This window comes from Acidithiobacillus sulfurivorans, from assembly GCF_018853815.1.
Classification (GTDB): domain Bacteria; phylum Pseudomonadota; class Gammaproteobacteria; order Acidithiobacillales; family Acidithiobacillaceae; genus Acidithiobacillus; species Acidithiobacillus sulfurivorans.
In genome coordinates, this window is sequence record NZ_JAAOMP010000037.1 from 1 (window position 1) to 21,077 (window position 21,077).

21 protein-coding genes and 1 pseudogene are annotated in these 21,077 nt (G+C 49.6%); 17 read left to right on the plus strand and 5 right to left on the minus strand.

The genetic code is table 11. The annotated features are described in order from the left end of the window. The 8 genes and pseudogenes from HAP95_RS04455 to HAP95_RS04490 form a co-directional block, all read left to right on the plus strand. Window positions 1-458 (plus strand): annotated as a pseudogene (locus HAP95_RS04455) (shikimate dehydrogenase); the annotation flags it as partial. Next, on the plus strand, window positions 428-2,146 hold the full coding sequence (gene pilB, locus HAP95_RS04460; RefSeq protein WP_215883126.1) for a type IV-A pilus assembly ATPase PilB: 1,719 nt from the start codon (window positions 428-430) through the stop codon (window positions 2,144-2,146). The pseudogene HAP95_RS04455 and the gene pilB, both read left to right, overlap by 31 nt. 32 nt (window positions 2,147-2,178) lie before the next feature. After that, window positions 2,179-3,792 carry a two-component system sensor histidine kinase NtrB gene (locus HAP95_RS04465; RefSeq protein WP_215883127.1) on the plus strand — a complete coding sequence of 538 codons (1,614 nt, stop codon included), beginning with the start codon at window positions 2,179-2,181 and terminating at the stop codon, window positions 3,790-3,792. Beyond that, entirely contained in the window at window positions 3,789-5,147 is a 1,359-nt protein-coding gene (locus HAP95_RS04470) for a sigma-54-dependent transcriptional regulator (protein ID WP_226832563.1), read from the plus strand. The genes HAP95_RS04465 and HAP95_RS04470 overlap by 4 nt, the downstream gene beginning before the upstream one ends. After that, window positions 5,144-5,944, plus strand: coding sequence for a prepilin peptidase (locus HAP95_RS04475; protein ID WP_215883128.1), 801 nt, complete (start codon window positions 5,144-5,146; stop codon window positions 5,942-5,944). The genes HAP95_RS04470 and HAP95_RS04475 overlap by 4 nt, the downstream gene beginning before the upstream one ends. Before the next feature lie 5 nt (window positions 5,945-5,949). Further along, window positions 5,950-6,558, plus strand: a complete 609-nt coding sequence (gene coaE, locus HAP95_RS04480) for a dephospho-CoA kinase (protein WP_215883129.1) — start codon at window positions 5,950-5,952, stop codon at window positions 6,556-6,558. Window positions 6,559-6,653: 95 nt separating this feature from the next. Beyond that, complete coding sequence (gene zapD / locus HAP95_RS04485; RefSeq protein ID WP_215883130.1) at window positions 6,654-7,400, plus strand: cell division protein ZapD; 747 nt, start codon at window positions 6,654-6,656, stop codon at window positions 7,398-7,400. A 34-nt stretch (window positions 7,401-7,434) separates the two neighbouring features. Then, window positions 7,435-8,439, plus strand: coding sequence for a class 1 fructose-bisphosphatase (locus tag HAP95_RS04490; protein ID WP_215883131.1), 1,005 nt, complete (start codon window positions 7,435-7,437; stop codon window positions 8,437-8,439). 124 nt (window positions 8,440-8,563) lie between these two features. Here HAP95_RS04490 and HAP95_RS04495 read toward each other — a convergent pair whose 3' ends face one another. Further along, window positions 8,564-8,830, minus strand: a complete 267-nt coding sequence (locus HAP95_RS04495) for a phosphopantetheine-binding protein (protein WP_215883132.1) — start codon at window positions 8,828-8,830, stop codon at window positions 8,564-8,566. Window positions 8,831-9,336: 506 nt separating this feature from the next. On the opposite strand from HAP95_RS04495, the gene HAP95_RS04500 reads away from it, so the two are divergent. From HAP95_RS04500 to HAP95_RS04520, 5 genes are all read left to right on the plus strand, one after another. Further along, window positions 9,337-9,837, plus strand: a complete 501-nt coding sequence (locus tag HAP95_RS04500) for an outer membrane protein assembly factor BamE (RefSeq protein ID WP_215883133.1) — start codon at window positions 9,337-9,339, stop codon at window positions 9,835-9,837. Window positions 9,838-9,913: 76 nt separating this feature from the next. Then, window positions 9,914-10,654, plus strand: a complete 741-nt coding sequence (locus HAP95_RS04505) for a polysaccharide deacetylase family protein (RefSeq protein WP_215883134.1) — start codon at window positions 9,914-9,916, stop codon at window positions 10,652-10,654. A 95-nt stretch (window positions 10,655-10,749) separates the two neighbouring features. Next, on the plus strand, window positions 10,750-12,057 hold the full coding sequence (locus HAP95_RS04510) for an NAD(P)/FAD-dependent oxidoreductase (protein ID WP_226832569.1): 1,308 nt from the start codon (window positions 10,750-10,752) through the stop codon (window positions 12,055-12,057). Window positions 12,058-12,148: 91 nt separating this feature from the next. Then, entirely contained in the window at window positions 12,149-12,949 is an 801-nt protein-coding gene (locus HAP95_RS04515) for a lysophospholipid acyltransferase family protein (RefSeq protein WP_215883136.1), read from the plus strand. Then, on the plus strand, window positions 12,946-13,713 hold the full coding sequence (locus HAP95_RS04520; RefSeq protein WP_215883137.1) for a glycosyltransferase family 2 protein: 768 nt from the start codon (window positions 12,946-12,948) through the stop codon (window positions 13,711-13,713). The genes HAP95_RS04515 and HAP95_RS04520 overlap by 4 nt, the downstream gene beginning before the upstream one ends. A 79-nt stretch (window positions 13,714-13,792) precedes the next feature. On the opposite strand, the gene fabG is transcribed toward HAP95_RS04520, so the two are convergent. The 4 genes from fabG to HAP95_RS04540 are packed head-to-tail and all read right to left on the minus strand — an operon-like array spanning window position 13,793 to window position 17,024. Further along, complete coding sequence (gene fabG / locus HAP95_RS04525; RefSeq protein ID WP_226832565.1) at window positions 13,793-14,530, minus strand: 3-oxoacyl-ACP reductase FabG; 738 nt, start codon at window positions 14,528-14,530, stop codon at window positions 13,793-13,795. Next, the gene (locus tag HAP95_RS04530; protein WP_215883138.1) at window positions 14,527-15,012 is read right to left on the minus strand and encodes a hotdog family protein; all 486 of its coding nucleotides are present in this window, start codon (window positions 15,010-15,012) and stop codon (window positions 14,527-14,529) included. Before HAP95_RS04530 ends, fabG begins: the two co-directional genes overlap by 4 nt. Continuing rightward, a complete protein-coding gene (locus HAP95_RS04535) occupies window positions 15,003-15,818 on the minus strand; it encodes a beta-ketoacyl synthase chain length factor (RefSeq protein WP_215883139.1) in 816 nt (271 codons plus the stop codon). Before HAP95_RS04535 ends, HAP95_RS04530 begins: the two co-directional genes overlap by 10 nt. Window positions 15,819-15,827: 9 nt before the next feature. Beyond that, window positions 15,828-17,024, minus strand: a complete 1,197-nt coding sequence (locus HAP95_RS04540; protein ID WP_215883140.1) for a beta-ketoacyl-[acyl-carrier-protein] synthase family protein — start codon at window positions 17,022-17,024, stop codon at window positions 15,828-15,830. A gap of 704 nt (window positions 17,025-17,728) precedes the next feature. Between HAP95_RS04540 and HAP95_RS04545 the strand changes: the two genes are divergently transcribed. The 4 genes from HAP95_RS04545 to HAP95_RS04560 all read left to right on the plus strand — a co-directional run bounded on the left by HAP95_RS04545 (window position 17,729) and on the right by HAP95_RS04560 (window position 21,069). Then, a complete protein-coding gene (locus HAP95_RS04545; RefSeq protein ID WP_215883141.1) occupies window positions 17,729-18,451 on the plus strand; it encodes a COG4648 family protein in 723 nt (240 codons plus the stop codon). A gap of 17 nt (window positions 18,452-18,468) precedes the next feature. Then, window positions 18,469-19,842 carry an AMP-binding protein gene (locus HAP95_RS04550; protein WP_215883142.1) on the plus strand — a complete coding sequence of 458 codons (1,374 nt, stop codon included), beginning with the start codon at window positions 18,469-18,471 and terminating at the stop codon, window positions 19,840-19,842. After that, window positions 19,742-20,149: an ApeI family dehydratase gene (locus HAP95_RS04555; protein WP_215883143.1), complete on the plus strand. Its 408-nt coding sequence runs from the start codon at window positions 19,742-19,744 to the stop codon at window positions 20,147-20,149. The genes HAP95_RS04550 and HAP95_RS04555 overlap by 101 nt, the downstream gene beginning before the upstream one ends. 71 nt (window positions 20,150-20,220) lie before the next feature. Beyond that, window positions 20,221-21,069: a lysophospholipid acyltransferase family protein gene (locus HAP95_RS04560; RefSeq protein WP_215883144.1), complete on the plus strand. Its 849-nt coding sequence runs from the start codon at window positions 20,221-20,223 to the stop codon at window positions 21,067-21,069. Window positions 21,070-21,077 lie beyond the last annotated feature (8 nt).

The following is a 21,077-nucleotide window of genomic DNA, read 5'->3' on the forward strand; positions in this document are numbered from 1 at the left end:
CAGCCCGGGCTATTATTTATGCCTTGGGAGCGGCTGGTTGCCCCGCTATTTATGTGGCCAACCGCCATGTCGAACGCGCCGAAAAACTGGCGGCTGAATTTCCCCAATTCCCCTTGCATCCTCTGCCACTGGAACGGCAAATCCTTGCCCGGATTTTGCCGCAGACGCTATTGCTGGTGAATACCAGCGCCTTGGGTTTGCATGGAGAAAATCATCCGGAACTGGATCTGGAGTTGTTGCCAAATCATGGCAATGTGTACGATATCGTCTATAACCCCTTGGAAACCCCATTGTTACGCGCGGCTCGTCAGTATGGACGGGTTGCTATTGACGGGTTGGGCATGCTGGTGGAACAGGGGGCTGAAAGCTTCCGAATCTGGACGGGTGTTTTGCCGCAAACCCAAGCTGTGGAGGATACATTACGTCGATGGCTGCAAACCCGGAACAAATCGCTTTAACGCCCGTATTGCGGGCACTGGTCAGCAATGGCTTAGGTAATGAAGCGCAATTGGTTTCTCTTGCCAGTGATCCTGGGCGGGGAAAAAAACCATTGCTGTTTTATGCAGTAGAAAAAGGCGCTGTTTCGGCGCCTGCGCTGATGGCGCATCTATCTCAGCGCTACAATATGCCAATGCTTGATCTGGATGCGGTCATGATTGATGACCTGTTGGTACGCCGGATCGATAAAAACCTGATGAGCCGTTATCTCGTTCTGCCCTTGTCCAAACGCGGCGAGACACTTTATCTGGCGATGGCAGATCCTACCGACTTTAAAGCCGTAGAAGATATCAAATTCAATACCGGCTTGCAGGTCGTGCCGATACTCGTGGAAGCCAACAAGCTGATGCGCGCGGTACACCTGGCCAATAATGCCGGAACAGGAATTGATGATGTATTCCTTGAAAAGTCAACAGATGTAGATGCGGATGGTGCCCAGGAAGAATTTGATTTATCCAAGGATAGTGATGGCAATGTGGAAGACGCACCGGTGGTGCGTTTTGTGCAGCAACTGCTTTTGGATGCGATTCAGCGTGGTGTATCGGATATTCATCTGGAACCTTATGAAAAGGATTTCCGGGTACGTTATCGCCTGGATGGGGTGTTGCAGGACGCTCTGCATCCACCGTTGGCTTTGCGGGATGGCGTTACGTCGCGACTGAAAATTCTTTGTCGTCTGGATATTTCGGAGCGGCGTTTGCCTCAGGATGGACGCTTGCGGGTGCGCGTGCCTCCGGCTCGGGTCATTGATTTTCGCGTGTCTTTTTTGCCGACCAGTTTTGGGGAAACCATTGTCTTGCGTCTTCTGGATCCTGCCAGTTCCAGGGTGCCCATCGAACAGCTGGGATTTTTGCCGGAGCAACGCAAAGCCTTTGAGGAGGCCATTCACCGCCCCTATGGCATGATTCTGGTAACAGGACCTACGGGCTCTGGTAAAACCACGACGTTATACACCGCATTGAACATTCTTAATACTGGTGACTGTAATATCAGCACGGCGGAAGATCCGGTAGAAATTCCGGTGTATGGGATCAATCAGGTGAATATCAATGAGCGGATCGGCTTGAATTTTGCCGCTGCCCTGCGTTCATTTTTACGTCAGGATCCTGATATTATCATGGTCGGTGAGGTACGTGATCTGGAAACCGCAGAAACTGCGATCAAGGCAGCCCAGACCGGACATTTGGTGCTGGCTACGCTCCATACCAATGATGCACCTCAGAGCCTGACCCGCCTGGAGAACATGGGTATTCCTACTTACAACATTGCCGGTGGGGTGCATCTGGTCATGGCCCAAAGGCTGGCCCGCAAGCTGTGTACGCATTGCAAAAAGCCGGTTCGCATTCCCGATCAGGCCCTTGTGGAAGCCGGGTTTGCTGCGGATGATCTGCAAGGCTGGCGCCCCATGGGCCCTACGGGTTGTGATGAATGTAATAAAACGGGCTATAAAGGGCGTACGGGGCTCTATCAGGTCATGCCAGTCAGTGAAACAATGCGCGAAATCATCATGCGAGGTGGCACCGCTATAGATCTGGCACGCCAGGCAGCCAGTGAGGGGGTGCTCACCATGCGCCAGAATGGTCTACGAAGAATCAAGGAAGGCATAACCAGTCTGGAAGAAGTATTGAGAGTCACCAATCTACAATGAATAACTGATGCAGCACCACAAAATTCAAGTTCATGGTATCTGAGTCCATCCAGCAGGACGGTTCCTGGCGGCGTCTGTGGGGCGTTTCGGCTTATCGCCTGTTGATTGCCGCTGCAATTGCCGTATTGGTGCAGTTGCCAGTCAGTAAAAATTTCCTGGATATAGGTGCGCGCAACCATCCGCTGAGCGTGGTAACACTCGTCGCTGCAGGGATGAGCCTGCTTTATCTTTTGCTCCTGCTGATGAAGTTTCCCGGCCAGGCGCGCTGGCATCTTTGGTCGCAAGTGTTAGTGGATACTGTTTTGGTGTTGCTGCTGCTGCATTATGGCGGTGGGATAACCGGTCCCTTCAGTATTCTCCCTTTTCTACTGCTGGTGTCAGTAGCCAGTTTGTTGCGGGGGAAAGGCGCGTTTTTATTTGTCTGGGTATTGCTGCTGCTTCTGGTGATTGAATCTTTGCAGGGTGGCATGGCGAGCTTGCACCCACTTTTTGGCCAGTTATTTATTTATATTCTGGCACTGGTTGCGGTAGCCGTTCTGGCGGACAGCCTGGTACGGAGTCTGGATCGCGGTAATCGTTTAGCCATACAACGTGACCAGGAGCTGTTCAACCTGAATGTGCTTAACCAGGAAATCGTTCAGCAGATGGATGTAGGCGTGTTGGTTCTGGACCAGTATAACCGGGTTATCCTGAGCAATCCGATTGCACGCAAACTCTCTGGTTATCGGTTTTGGGGAAATGTACCTGTTGCCATAGATCTGGTACAGGCGCGTCTGGCTGCGATGTTGATTAAAAATCAGGATGACGATCATGAAGTCCTGGTTCCTTCGGGTTCAGGTGATCCGGCTTCAAGGGACCAGGCGCAGTCATTGATGGTACGAAAAATTGCGCTTCCGGGGAGTCCCTTCCGTCTGCTGCTGTTAAGGGATGCTTCTGTTTTGCGGGCAATGGAGCGCGAGGCGCAACTCGCCGCATTAGGGCGTCTGGCGGCGAATATTGCCCACGAAATCCGTAATCCGCTCAGTGTCATCCGTCACGCAGCCAATCTTCTGGATGAAAGCATGGAAAATGCCAGTTCTCGCCATTTGTTCGAAATATTGGAAAGAGAAACGGTTCGTATCAACGCCATTGTCGAGTCGGTACTGGAAATGGCGCGACCGGGACCCGCCCATCTGGAGCCCATCGCCTTATCCAGCTGGTTGCCGAAATTGCTTGTTCAGCTTCAGGCCGATCCACAGTTGGCGGACATGCATGTGCTGGTTCAGGATGTCTCAATGAGCTTGCTGATTTACGCGGATCCTGCACAATTGCGTCAGGTTGTCTGGAATTTGCTGCATAATACGGCCCAGTATGCAGTGGACGAAGATGGGCTGGTGCGGGTAGAAATCAGTGCAGAACGTTATGGAAAAGAACAAATTATGCTGACGTTAAGAGATTTCGGTCCCGGTATCCGACCGGAAGTCATGGAACGCATTTTTGAGCCTTTTTTTACGACCAACTCTCGGGGTACCGGACTGGGTTTGCCGATGGTGCGCGAGTTGATCCAAATGAATAGCGGACATGTAATTTGTGAGAATCACCCTGATCGTGGTGCCATATTCAGAATATTTCTGCCCTGTTGGGACCCGCATGAGGAGACGGCATGATGACGAATCAACCTGGCCCCTCGGCATTGGTAGTGGATGACGAGCCCAGTATTGTTGAATTGTTACAGATTACTTTGCAGGGTATGGGGCTGCAGGTGTCTGGTGCAGGTTCTCTGGCAGAGGCGCACGCCCATCTTTCTCATGATCTTCCCTCACTGGTGCTGAGCGATTTACGCTTGCCAGATGGTTCAGGCATTGATCTGGTAAGACATTTGCGCGATGTTCATCCACACATTCCAGTGGCCGTCATTACGGCTTATTCATCGGCGGATGGCGCTGTCGAGGCCATGCAGGCGGGGGCTTTTGACTACATGTCCAAGCCTATTGAATTGGCTAGGCTACGCCACTTGGTGACCCAGGCGCTCAAGCTGAATCATCCCCGGGGTGTGGAGCAGGATGCGACGAACCGGCTGATCGGTCAGTCTCTCGTAATGCAGCAATTAAGAGCAGATATTCGCAAGCTGGCTCGTAGTAATGCGCCTGTTCATATTACGGGCGAGTCAGGAACCGGCAAGGAGCTGGCTGCCCGGGCTATTCATGACTCCAGCCTGCGGCAGGACAAGCCTTTTGTGGCAGTGAATTGTGGCGCGATTCCTGAAGGATTGATTGAGAGCGAATTATTTGGTGCCGAAAAAGGCGCCTATTCTGGTGCATCCCAGTCCCGCCAAGGGCTTTTCCAGGCGGCTAATGGAGGCACGCTTTTTCTGGACGAAATTGCTGAGTTACCCATGTTGATGCAGGTTAAGTTGCTGCGCGCCATTCAGGAGCGGGTGATCAGGCCGCTGGGTGGAGCGCGGGAAATCTCTTTGGATCTGCGGTTTATTTCAGCGACGCATCGCGACCTTGGCGCGATGGTGGAGGCTGGGAACTTTCGTCAAGACCTTCTTTATCGGCTGAATGTGGTGCAGTTACACATCCCGCCATTGCGGCAACGACTGGAAGATGTTCCCCAACTGGTTGAGGCGATTCTTCAGCGCATCAATAGGCAAGCAGACCAGAGTCCGACCATTTTGGCGGGAGACGTCCTGGAAAAGCTGCAGGAATATGATTTTCCGGGCAATGTGCGCGAACTGGAGAATTTGCTGGAGCGTAGTCTGGTATTTCCGGACAAGAATATTCTTGAAAATGGAAATCACGTTGCTCCGAACCAGAATGCGGACCGAGGTTTCTCTCCTGCTGCCCAGAAAACAAAATCCGGGGTTGCCTGTACCCTGGATAGTGCCGAAGCCGATTTGCTCCGATCGGTGCTTGCCGAGGTCTCCGGAGACCCTGCGGCAGCGGCGACGCGACTGGGTATTTGTCCACAATCTTTTGCACTCAGATTTACCCGTGCCGTGACTGGGAGAGGGGGATGACGCCACTCTTTCCCGTTGCCGGATATGTTTTTGTGGGACTGTTCGGGTTACTGATTGGCAGTTTTCTCAATGTGGTCGTGCACCGCGTTCCCCGCCGGGAATCGATCATTCGGCCTTCTTCCCATTGCCCACAGTGTGGGCATGTGCTCCGCGCCTGGGAGAATATTCCGGTGCTGAGCTGGTTATTGCTGTATGGTCGCTGTCATTCTTGTGGTAGTTCCATCTCCTGGCGCTATCCTGCTTTGGAGTTGCTGACAGGAATATTCAGTGTAGTGGTTGCCTGGCAATGGGGATTTCGTTGGTCATTAATTCCTGCACTGCTTTTCACCTGGGCTTTATTGGCGCTTACCCTGATTGATCTGGAAACCCAATTGCTCCCGGACCGCATTACCAAACCGGGTATGCTCCTCGGTCTGCTCACCAATGCTTCCGCTTTTTTGGGGTCGGGACTAGCCCTGACCACGCCATTGAATGCCCTCCTCGGCATTGTTCTGGGATACGGCAGCCTATGGTTGCTGGCGACTGTGTATTTGAAAATGACCGGACGGCATGGCATGGGTGGTGGCGATCTCAAGCTACTCGGTTTAATCGGAGCCTGGCTGGGTTGGCAGGCAGCTTTTCTCACACTATTTATAGCGGCAATAAGCGGAGGGCTGGTAGCCATTGCTTTCCTGCTGGGCGGAAAGGGGCGGGATTACGCCATTCCCTTCGGTCCCTATCTGGCACTGGGAGGTTGGCTCATGCTGCTCTGGCCCGGTGATATTGTCCATGCGTATCTGCATTTTCTAGGAGCCTGATCACTATGCGCTTAGGACTGACAGGCGGAGTTGCCAGCGGCAAAAGTACTGTGGCAGAAATGCTGCGCGGCTTGGGTGCGCATATACTGGATGCGGATCTCATGGCCCGTGAGTTGGTTGAACCGGGACAACCGGCATTTACGGAGATTGTCCAGCAATGGGGACCTCAATATTTGCTGGCAGATGGTCGTTTGGATCGGTCTTTGTTGCGGGACCGAATTTTCAGTGATCCGGCCGCCAAAAAATGGCTGGAGTCCCTGTTGCATCCCCAGATTCGCCAACTTTTTCTGGACCGTAGCCAAAGTCTGCAAAAGGATCTGCCCGAAGCGGTCATCGTCTGGGTAGTACCGTTGCTTGTCGAAAACCATTATCAGGCGCTGCTGGATCAGGTTCTGGTCATTGATTGTCCAAGTTCTTTGCAAATTGAACGATTACAGTCGCGTCCCGGCTGGTCCGGCCCGCAAATTGAGGCTGTTCTGGCGGCGCAACTTCCGCGTGCTGAGCGGAATGCGGCAGCAGATTACATTATCAGCAATGAAAAAGACGTGCAGGCTTTGCGTGAAGCTGTTTTGGATTACTGGAATACACTTCATAAAGCCCGTGGATTTGCCTAGAAAAATTGCCTGTGGCACCCTGTCAGATGGTGCCCGAAAATGGTGCATTAATTGCTATCACTATGAACGGTTTTTACGGATAAAAAAGGACAGGCATGGCAGTTTATGAGCATCCCCTCCACGAGCGCGCCCGATTGTTGTTGCGCATGGAGAGCGTTTTTGCGCAGGTGCAGCGCATTCATGAGGGAGATTTGCGTCAGGCACTGCGTCCATATAATGAACTGCTGGATTTTTGCAGTCGACCAGAGTTACGCCTGGATTTGATTCTGGAACTGGAGCGACTTGGGCAAAGCCTCAGTATCTGGTCCCAAAGTCCCGAGGTGGATGAGCAGCCCCTACAGGCCTGGCAGTTTCGAATCAATCAGCAACTTAAATTACTGCGCGAACATCGGGAAGCTTTTGGAGAGTTATTACGACATCAGGAAATCATTCAGCTGGCGCGGGGTCGTATGGGTGTTGCCGGCGGTTTGGCGGACTGCGATTTACCCTTGTTGGCTTTTTGGAGTCAGCAGGCACCGGAACGCGCGAAAATGCTGCTTGGTGGCTGGGAGAAAGGGCTGGAATTATTGCAGCAAAGTGTGGATTTGATTCTGGCTTTGCTGCGGGATTCCTGTGCATGGTCACTAGTGGATGCTCTGGAAGGGCGCTATGGTTCTGCCCTGGATCCGCGTCGACCGCCCTCATTGATCCGTCTGGAAATTGCCGATGATGTGGACTGTTACCCCAAAATCAGCGGAGGTATTCATCGTTTTCACATTCAGTGGTTGCAATGGTTGGACCAGGGTGCGGGCCGCGCGATAGAATCCACCATCACCTTCAGGCTGGGCTTGAGTGCCCTGTAGACAAATTTTCACTGCTTAATTAAAGGATCGGCGCATGCATATTGGGACTACCCTGACACAATTCATTACGGAAGAAACACGACGGCATCCGCAGGCCTCCGGCGACTTCGCTGCGCTTTTGAATGATCTGGCCGTTTCCTGCAAGTTTATCGGTGCACAGGTTTATCGGGGTGCCCTGGTAGGTGCCCTGGGAAGTGCCGGGACTGACAATGTCCAGGGCGAAGTACAGAAAAAGCTCGATATTATTTCCAACGATGCCATTTTGCACGCCATGGACTGGACTGGTCATCTTGCGGGCATGGCTTCAGAGGAAATGGATGATCCTTATTCCATCCCCAATAGTGTTCCCAGAGGTAAATACCTGCTTCTTTTTGATCCTCTGGATGGTTCCAGCAACACGGACGTTGGGATTAGTGTCGGAACGATTTTTAGCATTCTCAGGGCACCGGTTGCGGGACAGGATGCCAGCATGAATGATTTCCTGCAGCCGGGCGTGGAGCAGGTGTGTGCCGGTTATGCCCTGTATGGTTCCAGTAACATGCTGGTTTACAGTACGGGGCATGGTGTCAATGGTTTCACTCTGGACCCGTCCATAGGCGAATATATTCTCACCCACAAGCAAATGACCATTCCGGAAGACACCAGTGAATATGCCATCAACATGAGTAATCATCGGCATTGGCAGAAACCGGTACAACGCTATATTGATGAGCTGAACCAGGGTACAGAAGGTCCGCGCGGGCGGAATTTCAACATGCGCTGGGTGGGTTCCATGGTTGCGGATGTTCACCGCATTCTTTGCCGGGGCGGAATTTTTCTGTATCCCTTTGATCAGAAAGACCCAAAAAAACCCGGTAAACTCAGGTTGTTGTATGAAGCCAATCCAATGTCCTATCTGGTGGAGCAGGCTGGTGGTGCAGCAAGTACCGGGACTGCACGGATTCTGGAAATACAGCCGGAGGGACTGCATCAGCGAGTTCCCGTCATCCTGGGCGCGAAAAATGAAGTAGAACGGGTGCTCAGCTACCATCAGCACTGATTTTTTTCAGTAGAACTGAAAAAGCTCCCGATTTTCGTCGGGAGCTTTTTATTTCACGCAAACTACGCATTATGGGGCTGTGATCAAATTTTCAGGAAACGTCTGAATTTACTCAAATCAAGTGCTAAATGACTTGGTGTGACTCTATGTAAGTGGATAGATTGCGCAGGCAACTAAAAATTTCCACTTTATTTTCACTATCGTTGGATATGGTCACTCCGTATTTTTTTGATACAACCATAGAGATTTCTAAAATATCAATAGAATCAAGCCCTAATTCCCCACCATATAATGGTGCTTCAGGGTCGATATTGTGCGGTTCAGCAGAAAGATTCAATGTTCTTATTATCAGTGAGCTTAATTCCATTTCCTGAGGCGTAAGGTTGTACATATTTGACGATCTCCATTTTTGTTGAGCTGAGATAAATCAGGATTATTATTATTTTATATTAATTCTAATATTTTTGAAAATTAAGCTATTAAAACAAAATTGATGCTGAGATCAGCTTTTTTGACGACCAGCAATTGCCTCACTCCCTTGTTTTAATCCTATGTTCCCCCCGTTGGGGGTAGATGCCAGTCTCCAAAGACTGTAGCACGGCCAAATACCTCGCAAGTACTAAAATTCCAGCCTTTCTGCACAATGAAAAGCGCCATTTACCTTCGAACAACAGGGTATAGATTACCACAGGGCATGCAACAATGAATACATTGCCAAGAGTATGTAATCCATTCCGTGCGCCAGCTGAATTACTATTGAGCGCTGTGATGACCATTCTTCAATTTTGTAAAAAACAATGAGGCACACGCGAAGATGTTTGTGGCAGTGTGTTTGTGGTCAGCCACTTGCTAGACTGGACAGGCTTTCGTCTGTAGCATAAACCGCAGTATAAGTCAGTGGAATACACATCAATCATCTTAATTGATATTCAACATGGGGAAATTAGAACAATGAATTCAACTATGAGAATTTTTGGAATATTATCGGTAAGTTGTTTGACTTTTGGGCTGTTTGGTTGCGCAAACGAAGCGAGTAAGCCGGCATTGGTCTCTTCGTCTTCCCAAGCTAATGCTGCGGCACCGGCTCCTACAGCCAGTACAAACTCGGCATCAGCACTTGAGGCAAAAGCTCCCGTGATTCTTCCTGCCCCCGGTTCACCATTCTCCAAATTGAAAGTTGGTATGTCCAGACAACAAGTCGAGCAGTTGATCGGTTTCCCAAGTCATACTTCGAGTCACATCACCGGCAAGCAATTTATCCCATTTTACTTTGGCGGTGATACGCGTCGTACAGAAGCATTTTACAAGGGTCAAGGTGTTCTTACCTATGACAACAACTCTCGATTTGGATCCACAGATAGTTTGATTAAAATAACGGTGGATACAAATACGCCATAAAAATATATGGTTATGATTGGTTTTCTCTGAGGTTTGATCTGCTCAAGGTGGCTTGGAATTGGAGGTTTTTGGACATATGCAGTTAACCTCAGTGCTTTGGGTTCTGGCAGGAGTGGTGGTTTTGGTAAATGTTGGACTGGGCTTTCTGGTCATGTGTCCCCGTTGCAAAGTGATCAGCAGTAATCTGGTACGCTTGCCGGAAAACGCTGTTAAGCGTGGTGAGATAGTTTTGACATTCGACGATGGACCAGATGCCTACGTGACTCCCCTGATACTGGACCAACTCGACAAATATTGCGCTAAGGCCAGTTTTTTTTGTATTGGCAAGAAAGCAGTCGCACAGCCGGAATTGCTCGCGGAAATCGTTCGTCGAGGGCACAGTATTGAAAACCATAGTTACAACCACCGAAATTTGTTTGCATTTGGCGGGATGAGAAAATTGACGATAGAAGTCCTAGCTACACAACAGGTCTTGAATCTAGCCAATAATAGTGTCAATCCCAGGTTCTTTCGTGCACCTTTTGGTTTTCGGAGTCCTTGGTTAGGCTTTGTTTTGCGCCAGTTGCACATGCAACATGTGGCCTGGACCCGGCGCGGTTATGATACGGTTTGTCATAATTCTGATTTGGTCTTCCGTCGCCTCGTCCATAATTTATCTGCAGGTGATATTTTGTTGATGCACGATGGAGGGTCGGCGAGCACGGTTACCGGTCAACCCGTCGTCCTTGAGGTGTTGCCTCGGCTATTGGAGTGTTTTGCACAACATGGTCTACACAGTGTGTCTTTGCCAATGGCACTTGATAACAGTGGTTTCTAATTTTGTTTATGGTTCAGGCGTCTGCTGAGGGCGTAATCGTTGAAAATGTTTTGCGAAAAATACAGTGGAGAAGACAACAAATGGAAAACGAAGAAATGACCAGTCCGAGCCTGACAACAAAAATTTGCGATGTTCTGGTGATTGGTGGGGGACCAGCGGGCTCTACAGTCAGTGCGCTGCTGGTGGAACGGGGCTATCAAGTGACGATTCTGGAAAAGGTGCATCATCCACGTTTTCATATTGGAGAATCCCTGCTTCCGGCCAATTTGCCCTTGTTGCAAGAATTGGGCGTTGCAGAAGAAGTGAAGCAAATTGGCATGGAAAAATGGGGGGCGGAATTTAATTCACCTTACCATACTGAAAAGCCGCAGAACTTTGCTTTTGCCGACGCATGGGACAAGACTATGCCAATGGCATATCAGGTGCGACGCTCGGAATTCGACGAGATCCTTATTCGCAATGCCGAGCGAAAGGGCGCCAAGGTTATTGAAGGTTGCCGAGCCAAAGCGGTGGATTTTTTGCCTGATAATGCGGGAGTCCGGATACTTGCGGAGTATGAAGATGGTCGACAGGAAACTTTGCAGGCACGCTTTCTTGTGGATGCATCTGGTCGCGACACTTTTTTGGGAAATCTTTTCAAGCAGAAGCGTCGTAATCCAAAGCATAATAGTTCGGCTCTTTATGCGCATTTTCAAGGGGCCCGACGCCTTGAGGGGAAAGAGGAAGGTCATATTTCGTTTTTCTGGTTTGAGCATGGATGGTTCTGGTTTATTCCCCTCGCTGATGGAACGACCAGCGTGGGATCTGTGGTTTGGCCGTACTATCTGAAATCCAGAACAAAAACGGTAGAGGAATTTTTTATGGACACCATCGCGTTATGTCCAGATCTGGCAGCGCGGCTGGTGAATGCACAACGTACCAGTTCAGTGAATGCGACTGGCAACTACTCATATGTCTGTGAACAAACCCATGGCTCCAACTATTTATTACTCGGTGATGCATTCGCTTTCTATGACCCGGTTTTTTCTTCGGGGGTCATGTTGGCAATGCAAAGTGCTTTCATTGGCGCAAAGACCATTGACACTTGTTTGCGTGAGCCGCAAAAAGCCACAAAGGCGCTCAGACGTTTTGATCAACAGGTGCGTCATGGAGGCAAGGTGTTTTCCTGGTACATCTATCGAATCACCCAACCGACCATGATTGATCTTTTTATGCGTTCAGGGAATATTTTCCGAGCTCGGGAGGCGGTTATCTCGGTCCTTGCAGGAGATATTTTCAAGAAGACACCGATCAAGCCCTCGCTTGCTGCCTTCAAGAGCATTTATTACTTAGCTTCTTTGCGGCACGCGACGCGTTCGTGGTCTGCCTGGAAGCAACGAAAAGAAAATATACGGGTGGAGTGACCTCCAGTGTTTTATCATCAGGCCGATATAGCTTGGGAGATCTTTTGGTAAAAATTGAGGAAATCGAAAGTCTATACCTTAGCGGTGAGGTATGAACCAGATTCCGGAAACGGGTTCTTCAGGCAGGCTTCGGACTCTGCGAGAATACCTCATTTTTTATTGTGGACTAGGTTTGTTGGCAGGCATCAGTTTTTTATGGACCTTGTTGGCTCTGCCATTGAATCTGATTTTGCCGAGAAAATGGAAAACTCGCACCGGGCGGATAATTATTACTATGGGTTTCAGAATGTATTTGTGGGCGCTGTCTGGTATGGGTGCTTGCCATTTTAACCTGCAAGCGTTGGATATTCTCCAAAAGGATTCGCCCATGATCATTGCGCCTAATCATCCGTCCATGTTGGACGCGCTGATGGTGATTTCTCGATTACCCAATCTGGCGTGTATCCTGAAGTCTGAATTGGTAAATAATCTGTTTTTTGGTGCAGGAGCTCGTTTGGCTGGGTATATCCGCAATGATTCTTTACGCAAGATGATTCGCCTTGCCACGGAAGACCTGCGCGGTGGTAGCCATTTGCTGCTTTTCCCGGAAGGTACCAGAAGCACACGCCTCCCCATTGGGACCGTGCATGGCAGCATTGCGCTGATTGCCAAGGAAGCCAACGTACCTATTCAAACCGTGTTTATTGAAACCGACTCGGCTTTCCTGACCAAAGGCTGGCCTTTTTTTCGTAAACCATCCATGCCTATTCATTATCGGATCCGGTTAGGCAAACGCTTTGTCCCGCCGAGCGATGTGCGTGGTTTTACGGTTGAGCTGGAAAGATATTTCGAGTCAGCATTGACAGATGTTCCATTCCCGCCGCTTTATCCAACAGAAGCAGAGGGGCAATGAACGAAGCGTCAGTCACCCACCTGGTATTGATTCCCAGCTATAATCCTGGCCCAAAAGTATATGAAACCGTTGCTTCGGCGCGGTTGCAGTGGAACCCCGTATGGGTTGTAGTGGATGGCAGTACGGATGGAACATCTGCTGGACTGGAAGCCATGGCTGCCCAAGATAGTGGAATACGTGTTTTTCAACGCGCCGATAATCAGGGTAAAGGTGCCGCTGTGCTTTTCGGTTTGGATCAGGCGGCTGCTCAAGGTTATACCCATGTGCTCACAATGGATTCCGATGGGCAACATCCCATGGAGCGTATTCTCGACTTCATGGCGGCATCACATGAAAATTCAGATGCCATGATTCTCGGGGTTCCGGTATTCGATATCAGTGCTCCGGCCTTGCGTGTAAAAGGCCGGCGGATATCCAATTGGTGGGCCAACCTGGAGACACTGGGTGGTGGCATTGGTGATTCGCTGTTTGGTTTTCGCGTCTATCCTGTTTCCCCACTGCGGCAGCTGATGCATGCGCATCGATGGATGCGGCGCTTCGATTTTGACCCTGAGGTGGCAGTGAGAATGTCCTGGCTTGGTGTCCGGATTATCAATATGCCAGCATCAGTGCGTTATTTTGATATGGATGAAGGGGGAGTATCCCATTTCCATTATGTGCGGGACAACCTGCTGCTTACCTGGATGCACACTCGTCTGTTCTTCGGTTTTTTGTTACGCCTCCCAACATTATTTTTGCGTCGTTATTCAGCGCGGACACGCTGAGTCCACTGGATCCGCTGACACCGGCTGGCGCAGGAGGGTCGCCACCGGGGGGATGCATTTGCCAGGCGCCATCAATGGTTTATGCCATTGCGCCGTTGATGGAAATAATCTGTCCACTGATATAGCCAGCTTGTTCCGAGGCTAGAAACCCAACCAGATCGGCCACCTCATCCACGCGTCCGGCACGTTTCATCGGCACTATTTGCGCAATAGTTTCGGCAGTGAAGGCTTGTGCACTCATGTCTGTGGCGATGATGCCAGGCGCTACAGCATTCACAGTAATACCTCGGCTGGCGACCTCCAGCGCCAGAGATTTGGTAGCCGCATGTAATGCTCCTTTAGCCGCCGAATAATTGACCTGACCACGATTACCTGTTTGGGCCGACACCGAGGTGATATTGATAATACGCCCCCAGCGGGTACGGATCATAGGCATGAGGATCGCCTGTGTTACATGAAAAAAACCATTGAGTGATACATCTATCACGTCATGCCACTGCCTTGCATTTAGGGCCGGGAAGGCTGCATCGTCATGAATGCCCGCATTGTTGACCAGGATCTGGATGGGGCCACATTCAAGCTCTTTCTGCAAGGTTGAATTGGTAGCCTCAACGTCAGTGATGTCAAAAGCCAGCGTACTTGCTATTCCACCTGCGGCTACTATCTGGTCAGCTAATGCTTGGGCTTTTAGCAGGTTTTGGTGGGCGTGAATAATGACTTGGTGACCATCTTCAGCAAGTCTTCTGGCTATGGCTGCACCAATGCCGCCACTACCACCAGTAACCAGTGCACGCTTCGGTATGCAGCTTATACTCATTCGAGCGTGGTCAAGGGAGCTTGCAAAAAGGGTTCCGCTGCAAGCCCGTTGACGCCCAATAAAAGCGCCACACGTCCTTCCAGCAGCACACAGTTCGCAGCCATAACTGTAAAGTGATACAACACACTGCCTTTATCAGCCAGTTTTTCGGCCTTGATCTTTAGATCGCATGCAATGTCATCAAGGCGTGATACATGCAAGGCAACTTCCCGTACGCTGATGAGATATCCTAAACGAGCCGTGTCACTCTCCCCCGTTTTGAGGCACGACAAAGCGTTATGTACTGCCATGCTCTGTGCCGCATATTCAATACCGCAGGCAGCGCCGAGTCGTCCATGGGCACGGAGAGGCAAAGTCTCACAGCGGTGACTGGTCGCCCTGCAGGTAATGGTGTTTTCATCCCATTGTTCCACGGCATCAAGCAAATGCATTTGACCCTGATGAGGTATATGTTCGGCAATCCATTGGCGGTCTAACGGCATGTTGCTATATCCACACTCAGACAGGATGGATTCTCATAATTCAGAACAAGACGTCCGGCTTTTTCAATTGCTATGTGCTGAAGCAGCGGCAGGCAGTGTGCTGCAGGATTGGATTGGCGCAAAATTTCAAGATCAGGGTGGTTCATGGTCTGCACGATAGCATCGGTGAATAGGTTCTCGCTGCAGATACTGATCTGGGCTAGCGTCTTTCCTGGGCTAAGTGTAGATTTTAATAACAGTGCCACGGCAAAAGTGTCAACGATTGGTCGGGCATCGTGCAGAGGCTGAGGATAGTCACTATCGCAGGCTATTAACAGCACAGGTAGTTCCGTAGTGGCCAAGAGCACAATGGCTTCCAGGAGTCCTGCGGCAAAGCTTCCATCATGTGCACTGACCACAGAGGATGGTGTCATTGCACCCGCAGAAATGCCCCAATAACCGGAAATGGCATTGTGTACGGAATTATGAAACTGAGTGGGAGAAATCATGGTGTCTCCAGATGCCAGCGCTGTACAAATCGAATGACAGATGCGGCCATCACTCCCAGACGAAGCAAAAACTGATGCAGGGTCTGCGGGCGGCACATTGGCCATAGCGCAGGCTGCATGACCTACCTCCAAGGCAGCCATGACTCCTGGGCTGGCGCGACGTCGTTCTGCTGTTGGTAACGAAGCTGGGGGCAATAATACGGTTTTCTGATTTTGGTAAGGAGATTGCCCTGTCAGTATAGCTAAGGCCTGCGGCCAGCTTCCAAGTCCAGGGCCGAGCAGGCCAATACCATCAAGATAAGCATTTAGCGTTGTCATGATGTCATTTTACTTGCAGGAGCGACCAAAGACCAAACTGCAGTTGCTGCCGCCAAAGCCAAAGGAATTACTTAACACATGGGAAACACTTTGCCTTTGGTTTGAAGCAAGATATTGAATGCCAGTTGACGTATCTCTCTGATTTGCTTTTGGACCTGCTGGCATCAAATTGTTTTGAATGGCAATGGCACAAATAACGGCTTCCAGAGCTCCTGCAGCACCCAAGGTGTGTCCAGTTGCTCCTTTTGTAGAACTGCATGGCGTATTGATGCCGAAGACGCTCGCCACGGCTTTGGCCTCGGAAATGTCGTTATTGAGAGTGGCGGTACCGTGCAGGTTGATATAATTGATGTCTGCGGGCTTTAAACCGGATGTGGACAGAGCTTGTTCCATAGCAAAACGCGCTCCAAGACCCTCAGGGTGGGGGGATGACATATGATAAGCATCGCTGGATTCACCTACACCTAACAGGAGTACCTCATCTCCGCAGTGACCTTTTGGCATGCGTTCCACGAGTAGGTAAGCTGCGGCTTCGCCAATGGATATTCCTTTGCGATCATCGCTAAATGGTTGACAGGGGCCGTCGGCCAATAACCCTAAGGAATGAAAACCGTAAACAGTGGTAGCACATAACGAATCTACGCCGCCAACAACTGCAGCATCAATCAGTCCCAAGTCCAGCATGCGTTTTGCTGAAGCGAGAGCCTTGGCGCTGGAAGAGCAGGCAGAAGAGACCGAAAGGGCCGGGCCTTCAAGGCGTAATTTGCGCCGAACAAAGTTACTTAAAGAGTAGGGGCTGTGGGTGGAAGCATAAACAAAATCCGCTGGCAGGCTTCCACTTACCGGGTCACGATGCTGAAATGCCAGTTCGGTCTGGAGAATCCCGGCGGTACTGGTCCCCATGTAGACGCCGATACGTTTGCGACCCCATTTTTCGATAGCAGCTTCTACCGCCTCCTCAAATCCATCCTGGCGCAGAGCCATTTGCGCTAACCGGTTATTACGACAGTTGAAATCCATTAAGTCCGGACTTATTTCCTCGTCGTCAACGGCGTCAACTTCACCGACCCAGGTGTTGATGTTTATATTCTGAAAGACGCGAAGCCTCAGTCCGCACTGGCGTTCACTCAGTGCAGTTTTTGTCTGTTCCAAACCGCGCCCAATGCTACTTGTCGCAGTAAATCGTGATATAAGCGCCGATGCCATGTGTCTTATAAATTACAACAATAAGTCATGACAACATTGTGGTCGGGGCCCCCATGAATGTCAAACCGGTTTAATCGTTCACCAAGAACCGAAATTTGAGGTGGACATATCTTGATAGGGCGATAATCTAGGGTATTTGTACATTATTTTTCTGCGCGAGCTGGTGCTCTACCTGCCTGACTAGAAAAGCGGAGCCTGGTGCAACGAAGTCAACGGGTAAGTGACTTGTGATTTTTATGTGGTAGGCTATAGTTTTTCGCAGGTGTTACGGGAAGCGAAATTGCTGGTTGATGCTGAAGGGGATGTGAGCGACTTGCCGTCCGCCTGGCTTTGTGGATTCAAGGAAGCTGGGAATTTCTTGAACTTCCTCTAGGTAGAGCGGGTTCTTCGATTATGACGTGCTGTTTGCTGTGCAATATTGCGGAGTTTGGTCGTATAACTCGTTCTCTATCCCTCTTGGAATGAAGTTGGTGTGAGCGTGATTGTAGGCCATGATTCCATCAGTTTGCAGCGGTGGGTGGCTGATATTGGCGGAGAGGTATGGACCCATTCAATATAATAAACTGGCAGCAAGGCCATGGTGCCCAATGCAATCTGATTCATTTTGAACCGGAAGCTTCAAGCAGAATGGTGCCATGTTATTATTTCGAACAATATTACAGTTGTATTGTTTTGTGACGGCAGATTCTTGTAAGGCAGAAGGGATGAAATCGCTGCACAATCAATTTGTTCAGTTAAAGCTGTTCTCAGGGAGATTGAAAACTTACTTGGGAATAGCATTTATGGTATTGATTTTTTTTGTATATCAAATACTCGCCTATCGAGGGGTGTCTTCTGCACATCCAGGGGCTTTTCTTGTCGTTTTTTCTTATCTTCCTATTATTGTTTTGATTTTAATTATGTTGTGGAAGACCAAATACCGTAACATTGGCTTTGTCGCTATTACCGCCGGGATTTTTGCTTTGTGGCATTATCAAGCTACTCTGGTGAACTATCTGAGCTGGACGTACATGGTTCAAAGAAGCTGCATTTTCGCACTATCAGCTTTTGTTTTTGGCATCACGTTGCTCCCTGGGCGTATTCCTATGATCTCCAGAATTGCTGAGTTGGTGCATGGCCCGCTGAATGTAAAAGTGGCGCAGTACACGCGACAGGTGACAATAGCTTGGACCTCTTTGTTCGGCATCATGACGGTTCTACCATTAATTGTTTTTGAATTTTCACCACATCCTTTATTTTTTTTGATGACCAATGCTATTACTATGGGGCTGGTAGTTTCTATGATGTTTGCTGAATATACAGTACGTTGCCGCATTATACCGGTAGGCGAACGTGCCGGAATGGTGGAAGCGCTTCACGCTTTTTTCTTATATTCTGATGATCCTGCTGCGCTGAGCAAAGAAAAGCCGCGCAATGGCAACGGATAAGGTAACATTCATTATTTATGGATACTCCGGCAACGAATCTTCTTCCACTGATGACCCACACATCTGCGAACGATATCGTAGCGTTTAGGCATGGTGAAGCGATTACAGCGCGTCAATTTTTGGCGGACGTTGAGCAGATTCGTGCCATGCTTCTCCCAGGTAAACACGTTCTCAATGTTTGCCATGACCGTTACCGCTTCATGGTGGGGCTCGCCGCAGTCATGACTGCTCATAAAATAAGTCTCCTACCATCGACATATACGAACGAAACCATCAATCAGATGCTACGCTTCGCCCCGGATGTGTTTTGCCTCAACGACGCGGATAACGACATCAACTTGCCCCAACTTTGCCTGTCTGACTTGTCTCCCAAATTGGAGGTCAATAAAAATATACCGATACCTCTTCTTCCAGGGGATTTGCCAGTAGGTTATGTGTTTACATCGGGATCTTCTGGAAGTCCTGTACCTCATCTGAAAAGGTGGGCCGCTCTGGTGGGGAGTGCTCGTTCTGAAGCCCAACGGCTGGGCTTGTTTGATGGACGTAAATATACTGTCCTTGGTACGGTGCCGCCTCAACATATGTATGGCTTGGAATCAACGATACTGATTGTTTTGCAAAGTGGAGGAGCCCTCAGCTCGCCACAATATTTTTATCCGGCTGATATTGGAGCTGAATTTTCATCGTTGCCACGTCCTCGATTGCTGGTGAGCACCCCTATTCACCTCCGTGCATTACTGAGTGCCAATATTTCATTACCTACCGCCGACTTGCTGGTTTCTGCGACGGCTCCATTACCCCAGGATCTTGCTCAAAAAGCGGAGGCCAGTTTTGAAGCACCGCTGCAGGAAATTTACGGATCTACTGAAACAGGTTTGATTGCCACCCGGCGGAGTGCACAAACTGATGCATGGACATTATTACCGGGCCTACATTTGACAAAAGAGGCTGGGCACTTATGGGTTAGGGGAGGGCATTTGGCGCAGAAAACCAAAATCAGTGACAACCTAGAGGTTCTGAATAAGGAACAATTTCTTCTGCAGGGCCGAGCCGCCGATCTTGTCAATATAGCTGGGAAACGCAGTTCATTGGATTATCTAAATCATCAACTCAACTCCATCCCGGAAGTTCAAGACGGCGTTTTTTTTATGCCTGACGATGGTATGCCTGGCAGTGTTAGTCGCTTGATTGCTTTTGTTGTAGCACGTGGGGTAGATGCCCAGTTGATTAACGCAAAATTGCGCGAACGTATTGATCCGGCTTTTCTTCCGCGCCCCCTGCATATGGTTGATGCCTTGCCGCGTAATAATACGGGTAAACTGCCGCGCGAGGCGCTTCTGGCATTGGTCACGGCATACCATAAAAGGGAGAATAATCCTGACACAGCATGAGATACTCCTCAGCTTCCCCGCGACTCATCCGGTATTTTCCGGGCATTTCCCGGGGCATCCCATCGTTCCCGGCGTGATGCTGGTTGACGAGGCAATTCATGCCATCGAGTCTGCAATTGGCCAGACTATAATGGCAGGAGGGCAGATTACCGCGTCAAAATTTTACAGCCCTGTCTCCCCTGGAGATCTGCTGAGTTTACGTTTTGATATAAGGCAGGATAAGACTATCGTTTTTGAGATTTATGAGAATAAAAGAAAGATTGCCGCAGGAAATCTCAAACCAGCTACAACACTCGACCTCTGCTGATGTTTGCACGAGACCCGGCGTCAATATCTTCAGATCAGCAAGGCTGGGCAAGGTCTCCAGAACGTGGCAGCATGACCATGCTACGGTTCATTACCTGGATTTCCCTGAGGTTGGGCCGTCGCTTGGCCCGCCTTATCTTGTATCTGATCGCCGGATACTTTGTTTTGTTTGCACCAAAAGCCAGGCGGTCATCGCGAGCCTATCTCACACGGGTATTTGGCCGACCGGCACATATTTGGCAGGTTTATCGACATTTTTTTTCTTTTGCAGCGACAATCCATGATCGGATTTATTTGCTCAATGATCGTTTTGACTGTTTTGATATATCTTTATACCAACCAGAGGCCGTTGATAAAGCTGTTGCGACAGGACGAGGAGTATTACTGCTCGGCGCACATCTCGGTAGTTTCGAGGTATTAAGAGGCGTTGGCCGACAACATATTGATCCCCGTGTAATTATGGTGATGTATGAAAAAAATGCGCAGCGTATTAATGCCATTCTTTCAGCGGTAAACCCGAATATTGAACAAAATGTTATATCTCCAGGCCGTGTAGATTCGATGATTTGCGTGCAAAAAGAACTGGAAAATGGTGCCTTGGTTGGGTTGCTCGGAGATCGCTCTTTTGGCAAGGAGAAAATGCAACCAATTCCTTTTCTGGGTAAACCTGCTTTATGGTCAAATGGTCCCTTACGAATAGCGGCAATATTGCGCAGGCCGGTTTTCTTCATGACCGGGTTATATACTGGACCGGGGAAATATGAAGTTTTTATAGAGCCATTGGCTGATTTCACTGAGGTCGAGAAAGAAGGAAGGGAGGCGGCACTGCAACAAGCATTAACAAAGTATGTAGAATTGCTGGATAAATACTGTCATATGGCCCCGTATAACTGGTTTAATTTTTTTGACTTTTGGCAATGAATAGAGGA

Coding starts and splice junctions, on each gene's coding strand:
- pilB (WP_215883126.1), top strand. CDS start 428: ATGGCTGCAAACCCGGAACAAATCGCTTTAACGCCCGTATTGCGGGCA.
- HAP95_RS04465 (WP_215883127.1), top strand. CDS start 2,179: ATGGTATCTGAGTCCATCCAGCAGGACGGTTCCTGGCGGCGTCTGTGG.
- HAP95_RS04470 (WP_226832563.1), top strand. CDS start 3,789: ATGATGACGAATCAACCTGGCCCCTCGGCATTGGTAGTGGATGACGAG.
- HAP95_RS04475 (WP_215883128.1), top strand. CDS start 5,144: ATGACGCCACTCTTTCCCGTTGCCGGATATGTTTTTGTGGGACTGTTC.
- coaE (WP_215883129.1), top strand. CDS start 5,950: ATGCGCTTAGGACTGACAGGCGGAGTTGCCAGCGGCAAAAGTACTGTG.
- zapD (WP_215883130.1), top strand. CDS start 6,654: ATGGCAGTTTATGAGCATCCCCTCCACGAGCGCGCCCGATTGTTGTTG.
- HAP95_RS04490 (WP_215883131.1), top strand. CDS start 7,435: ATGCATATTGGGACTACCCTGACACAATTCATTACGGAAGAAACACGA.
- HAP95_RS04495 (WP_215883132.1), bottom strand. CDS start 8,830: ATGTACAACCTTACGCCTCAGGAAATGGAATTAAGCTCACTGATAATA.
- HAP95_RS04505 (WP_215883134.1), top strand. CDS start 9,914: ATGCAGTTAACCTCAGTGCTTTGGGTTCTGGCAGGAGTGGTGGTTTTG.
- HAP95_RS04510 (WP_226832569.1), top strand. CDS start 10,750: ATGACCAGTCCGAGCCTGACAACAAAAATTTGCGATGTTCTGGTGATT.
- HAP95_RS04515 (WP_215883136.1), top strand. CDS start 12,149: ATGAACCAGATTCCGGAAACGGGTTCTTCAGGCAGGCTTCGGACTCTG.
- HAP95_RS04520 (WP_215883137.1), top strand. CDS start 12,946: ATGAACGAAGCGTCAGTCACCCACCTGGTATTGATTCCCAGCTATAAT.
- fabG (WP_226832565.1), bottom strand. CDS start 14,530: ATGAGTATAAGCTGCATACCGAAGCGTGCACTGGTTACTGGTGGTAGT.
- HAP95_RS04530 (WP_215883138.1), bottom strand. CDS start 15,012: ATGCCGTTAGACCGCCAATGGATTGCCGAACATATACCTCATCAGGGT.
- HAP95_RS04535 (WP_215883139.1), bottom strand. CDS start 15,818: ATGACAACGCTAAATGCTTATCTTGATGGTATTGGCCTGCTCGGCCCT.
- HAP95_RS04540 (WP_215883140.1), bottom strand. CDS start 17,024: ATGGCATCGGCGCTTATATCACGATTTACTGCGACAAGTAGCATTGGG.
- HAP95_RS04545 (WP_215883141.1), top strand. CDS start 17,729: ATGAAATCGCTGCACAATCAATTTGTTCAGTTAAAGCTGTTCTCAGGG.
- HAP95_RS04550 (WP_215883142.1), top strand. CDS start 18,469: ATGGATACTCCGGCAACGAATCTTCTTCCACTGATGACCCACACATCT.
- HAP95_RS04555 (WP_215883143.1), top strand. CDS start 19,742: ATGCCTTGCCGCGTAATAATACGGGTAAACTGCCGCGCGAGGCGCTTC.
- HAP95_RS04560 (WP_215883144.1), top strand. CDS start 20,221: ATGACCATGCTACGGTTCATTACCTGGATTTCCCTGAGGTTGGGCCGT.